The sequence below is a fragment of the Klebsiella sp. 2680 genome (assembly GCF_900198535.1).
GTDB classification, from domain to species: Bacteria; Pseudomonadota; Gammaproteobacteria; order Enterobacterales; family Enterobacteriaceae; genus Klebsiella; species Klebsiella indica.
This window is the reverse complement of sequence record NZ_FZNJ01000012.1, coordinates 1-4,537: the sequence shown is the minus strand read 5'-3', so window position 1 is coordinate 4,537 and position 4,537 is coordinate 1. Positions and strand designations below refer to the sequence as shown.

General features: G+C 47.1%; 4 protein-coding genes and 4 tRNA genes. 7 read left to right on the top strand and 1 reads right to left on the bottom strand.

Annotation, left to right across the window (positions count from 1 at the left end):
• Nucleotides 1-293 precede the first annotated feature (293 nt).
• Complete coding sequence (gene murB / locus FN037_RS24295) at nucleotides 294-1,322, top strand: UDP-N-acetylmuramate dehydrogenase (protein ID WP_142503346.1); 1,029 nt, start codon at nucleotides 294-296, stop codon at nucleotides 1,320-1,322.
• On the top strand, nucleotides 1,319-2,281 hold the full coding sequence (birA, locus tag FN037_RS24290) for a bifunctional biotin--[acetyl-CoA-carboxylase] ligase/biotin operon repressor BirA (RefSeq protein ID WP_138363244.1): 963 nt from the start codon (nucleotides 1,319-1,321) through the stop codon (nucleotides 2,279-2,281). The genes murB and birA overlap by 4 nt, the downstream gene beginning before the upstream one ends.
• 25 nt (nucleotides 2,282-2,306) lie before the next feature.
• Here the strand turns inward: birA and coaA are convergent, their stop codons facing one another.
• Nucleotides 2,307-3,257: a type I pantothenate kinase gene (coaA, locus tag FN037_RS24285; RefSeq protein WP_138363243.1), complete on the bottom strand. Its 951-nt coding sequence runs from the start codon at nucleotides 3,255-3,257 to the stop codon at nucleotides 2,307-2,309.
• A 434-nt stretch (nucleotides 3,258-3,691) separates the two neighbouring features.
• On the opposite strand from coaA, the gene FN037_RS24280 reads away from it, so the two are divergent.
• The 5 genes from FN037_RS24280 to FN037_RS24260 form a co-directional block, all read left to right on the top strand.
• Nucleotides 3,692-3,767, top strand: a tRNA-Thr gene (locus FN037_RS24280).
• A gap of 10 nt (nucleotides 3,768-3,777) precedes the next feature.
• Nucleotides 3,778-3,862: transfer RNA gene (locus FN037_RS24275), tRNA-Tyr, on the top strand.
• Between the two features lie 117 nt (nucleotides 3,863-3,979).
• Nucleotides 3,980-4,054: transfer RNA gene (locus FN037_RS24270), tRNA-Gly, on the top strand.
• A 5-nt stretch (nucleotides 4,055-4,059) separates the two neighbouring features.
• Nucleotides 4,060-4,135: transfer RNA gene (locus tag FN037_RS24265), tRNA-Thr, on the top strand.
• Between the two features lie 116 nt (nucleotides 4,136-4,251).
• Nucleotides 4,252-4,537 (top strand): GTP-binding protein (locus tag FN037_RS24260; RefSeq protein ID WP_000031682.1); only part of this gene is annotated, 286 nt, incomplete at its 3' end.

Sequence of the window (4,537 nt, the reverse complement as noted above, 5' to 3'; positions counted from 1 at the left end):
TTTGTCGGTGAGCGCTCTCCTGAGGAGGACAAATCCGCCGGGAGCGGATTTGAACGTTGCGGAGCAACGGCCCGGAGGGTGGCGGGCAGGACGCCCGCCATAAACTGCCAGGCATCAAATAAGTGAAGAGCCCGTCATAAGGACGGGCTTTTTGCGTTTCTAAGAACGTTTGATATTTCCCGCGATAACGTGGCTGTAAGCGCTATGTCACCCGGCTCTGGGTCCGACAATCAGGCAAGCCTTCCCTCACTATATACGGTAAACTACTGCTGATTTAGCATCAGGAAGCCACTATGAGCCACTCACTTAAACCCTGGAATACCTTTGGTATTGATCGTTCTGCCAAAGCGATTGTACGTGTCGAAACAGAAAAACAGTTACTGGCTGCCTGGCAAAGTGCCATCGCAGAACGCTCCCCTGCTATGATTCTGGGTGAGGGGAGTAATGTCCTGTTCCTGAATGATTATTGTGGCACGATCATTATCAACCGGATTATGGGAATAAAAGTGAGTGAAACACCCGATGCCTGGCATTTACATGTTGGTGCGGGAGAAAACTGGCATCAACTGGTACGGTTTACACTGGACAATGGAATGCCCGGCCTGGAAAATCTTGCGCTGATCCCCGGCTGCGCCGGCTCCTCGCCGATACAAAATATTGGGGCGTACGGTATTGAATTACAAAAAGTCTGTCAGTACGTTGATTGTATTGAGCTGACTACTGGCCAGAAGCAGCGCTTTTCTGCCGCTGAGTGCTGCTTTGGTTATCGAGACAGTATTTTTAAGCATGAATACCAGAACCGCTACGCCATCGTCGCTGTTGGTTTGACGTTAGCAAAAGAGTGGCAACCGGTTCTGAGCTATGGTGATCTAACCCGACTTGATCCGCAAACCGTCACCCCTCGTCAGGTATTTGATGCCGTATGTCATATGAGAATGACCAAACTCCCCGATCCAAAAGTGAATGGCAATGCGGGAAGTTTCTTTAAAAATCCAGTCATTAGCGCAGAAACAGCGCAAGAGTTACTGGCGACCTATCCAAATATTCCGCATTATCCGCAGCCTGATGGCAGTATGAAGCTTGCTGCCGGATGGCTTATCGATCAATGCCAGCTTAAAGGTAAACTTATTGGCGGCGCAGCCGTCCATCATCAGCAGGCTCTGGTATTAATCAATTATAGCGAGGCAACAAGCGAGGATGTGGTGAACCTGGCGCGCTATGTACGCCAGCAGGTTGGCGAGAAGTTCAATATCTGGCTGCAACCAGAAGTGCGTTTTATTGGCGAAATGGGTGAAGTTAACGCTGAAGAGGCTATTGCATGAAAGATTATACCGTTCCTCTGACGCTGATATCTATCCTGGCTGATGCTGAGTTTCATTCTGGTGAGCAACTCGGTGAGCGTTTAGGGATGAGTCGGGCGGCAATAAATAAGCATATTCAAACGTTGCGTGACTGGGGAATCGATGTCTTTACTGTTCCCGGTAAGGGCTACAGTTTATCTGAGCCTGTCCAGTTACTGAGCGAAGAACACATTTCTAAACAGGTTGAATATGGTCGCGTGACTGTACTGTCAGTCATTGGTTCTACGAATCAGTATCTTTTGGACAGACTGAGCGAGCTGCAATCAGGTGATGCCTGCGTGGCAGAATATCAGCAAGCTGGCCGTGGACGCCGCGGGCGTAAGTGGTTCTCGCCGTTTGGTACTAACCTTTATCTTTCTATGTACTGGCGCCTGGAGCAGGGGCCAGCTGCTGCTATTGGTTTGAGTTTGGTCATTGGAATCGTCATTGCCGAGGTACTGCAGCGCCTCGGTGCTGAAAAAGTACGGGTTAAATGGCCGAATGATCTTTATCTGCAAGACCGAAAACTCGCAGGCATCCTTGTGGAGCTGACGGGAAAAACCGGGGATGCAGCACAAATAGTCAGTGGGGTTGGTATCAACTTGATGATGCGTCATGTAGAGTCCGATATTGTCAATCAAGGCTGGATCAGTTTGCAGGAAGCAGGGATCTCTATCGATCGCAATACGCTGGCTGCTTGTCTGATTAATGAATTGCGTGCTGGTTTTCGGCTTTTTGAGCATGAGGGATTAGCACCTTACCTGCCCCGTTGGGAGAAGTTAGATAACTTTATTCATCGTCCAGTCAAACTCATTATTGGTGATAAAGAAATCTTTGGTATTTCCCGAGGTATTGATGCTCAGGGGGCTTTATTACTGGAACAGGATGGGGTAATAAAACCATGGATTGGCGGTGAGATATCACTACGCGGTGCTGAATGAAAAAAGGGAGTTAAAGCTCCCTGTTTTATTTCCGTAACCGTACCTGATTTACCGAATGATTGGTACTTTTGGTCATAATAAGGCTTGCTCTTTCGCGAGTGGGTAGGATGTTTTCTTTTAAATTCAATAGGTTAATTTCATTCCATAAAGACGTCGCAACATCAGTCGCTTCGTCTTTAGAAAGTTGAGCATAATTATGAAAATATGAATCTGGATCGGTAAAAGCCCCTTCGCGAAATTTTAAAAAACGATTGATATACCATGTTTTTAGTAACTCCTCTGGCGCATCAACGTAAATTGAAAAATCCACGAAATCGGATACAAATACATGATGTGGATCGTGCGGATAATCCATTCCACTCTGCAAAACATTTAGTCCTTCAAGAATCAAGATATCAGGCTGAGTGACAGTTTTATCACCATCTGGAATAACATCATAAATCAGGTGTGAATAGACCGGTGCAGAGGTGCTCGGAACGCCAGATTTCAGATCGGAGACAAATTTAACCAGGCGATGCATGTCGTAAGATTGCGGGAAACCTTTCTTTTTCATCAGGCCACGCTCTTTCAACACCGCATTAGGATGCAGAAAGCCATCAGTCGTAATGAGTTCTACATGCCGATGTTCAGGCCAACGACTGAGCAAAGCCTGCAATACACGCGCAGTAGTGCTTTTACCCACAGCAACACTACCCGCAATGCTGATGATATAAGGAATACGTTGCCCATTGGTGCCAAGGAATTGTTCCAGCACGGCCTGGCGGCGTAAGTTAGAACTGATATAGAAATTGAGTAAACGCGACAGGGGCAAATAAATTTCTGCAACTTCTTCCAGAGAAAGATCTTCGTTGATGCCTTTTAACCGCGTGATTTCTTCTTCTGTCAGCGTCATCGGAACGGAATCACGCAGTGCAGCCCATTGGTCACGGTTAAATTGTAGATACGGTGTCATTAACGTTTGCTCTTTTAGGCTCATAAGCATGCTCTTGCAACCGCCGAATTATATGAAAGCGGAGGTGCTTCACACTAGTTAATCAGGACAATGGGCAGGAGGGTAACACCAGATTGCGAGGAATAATAAGAAAAAAACTCATTGAATGATGCTTTCTAAAGGTATCATCACAGAGATGAATGATTTGTCATACCGTGTAAAAGCCCAGCGTAGAACGGACAGGGTTATTTTGTGAAGCTCTCCGGTAGCGTTGACAGGATACATGCAGTGCCAGAATCACGGCTGTACGTTTCCTTTTTTGCGCTGCTTTTTACACCTGGTGATGTATTTTTGTTCTGTGTTGTTTGAAATTACACCATTTTCTCTTGTCAGAGCACAAAATGTGAGCAATAGAACATTTTATGCAATTTTTTAGTTGCATGAACTCGCAGGTCTCCCTAGAATGCGCGCTACTTGATGCCGACTTAGCTCAGTAGGTAGAGCAACTGACTTGTAATCAGTAGGTCACCAGTTCGATTCCGGTAGTCGGCACCATCAAGTGCCTGGTGGGGTTCCCGAGCGGCCAAAGGGAGCAGACTGTAAATCTGCCGTCATCGACTTCGAAGGTTCGAATCCTTCCCCCACCACCATCTTTCGGCGATGCTTTGCGGAGCCAGAGTTGATTGGTTAAACTAGTTAGCTCAAACCAAAAAAGAGATTCTTCTCTTTTTTGTTATAGAAAGAACTGGGTAGCCGAGTTTCAGGATGCGGGCATCGTATAATGGCTATTACCTCAGCCTTCCAAGCTGATGATGCGGGTTCGATTCCCGCTGCCCGCTCCAAACGTGCTGATATGGCTCAGTTGGTAGAGCGCACCCTTGGTAAGGGTGAGGTCCCCAGTTCGACTCTGGGTATCAGCACCACTTCTTTATCTCTCCTTCCCTGCTTCTCTCTTGTTTATTGGATTCAACAATTCAGGTATGTTGCCTGGTTGATGTGGTGATATCACCGATTTATCCGTGTCTTAGAGGGACAATCGATGTCTAAAGAAAAATTTGAACGTACAAAACCGCACGTCAACGTCGGTACTATCGGCCACGTTGACCATGGTAAAACTACCCTGACTGCTGCCATCACTACCGTACTGGCTAAAACCTACGGCGGTGCCGCTCGTGCTTTCGACCAGATCGATAACGCGCCGGAAGAAAAAGCACGTGGTATCACCATCAACACTTCTCACGTTGAATATGACACCCCGACTCGCCACTACGCGCACGTAGACTGCCCGGGCCACGCCGACTATGTTAAAAACATGATCACCGGTG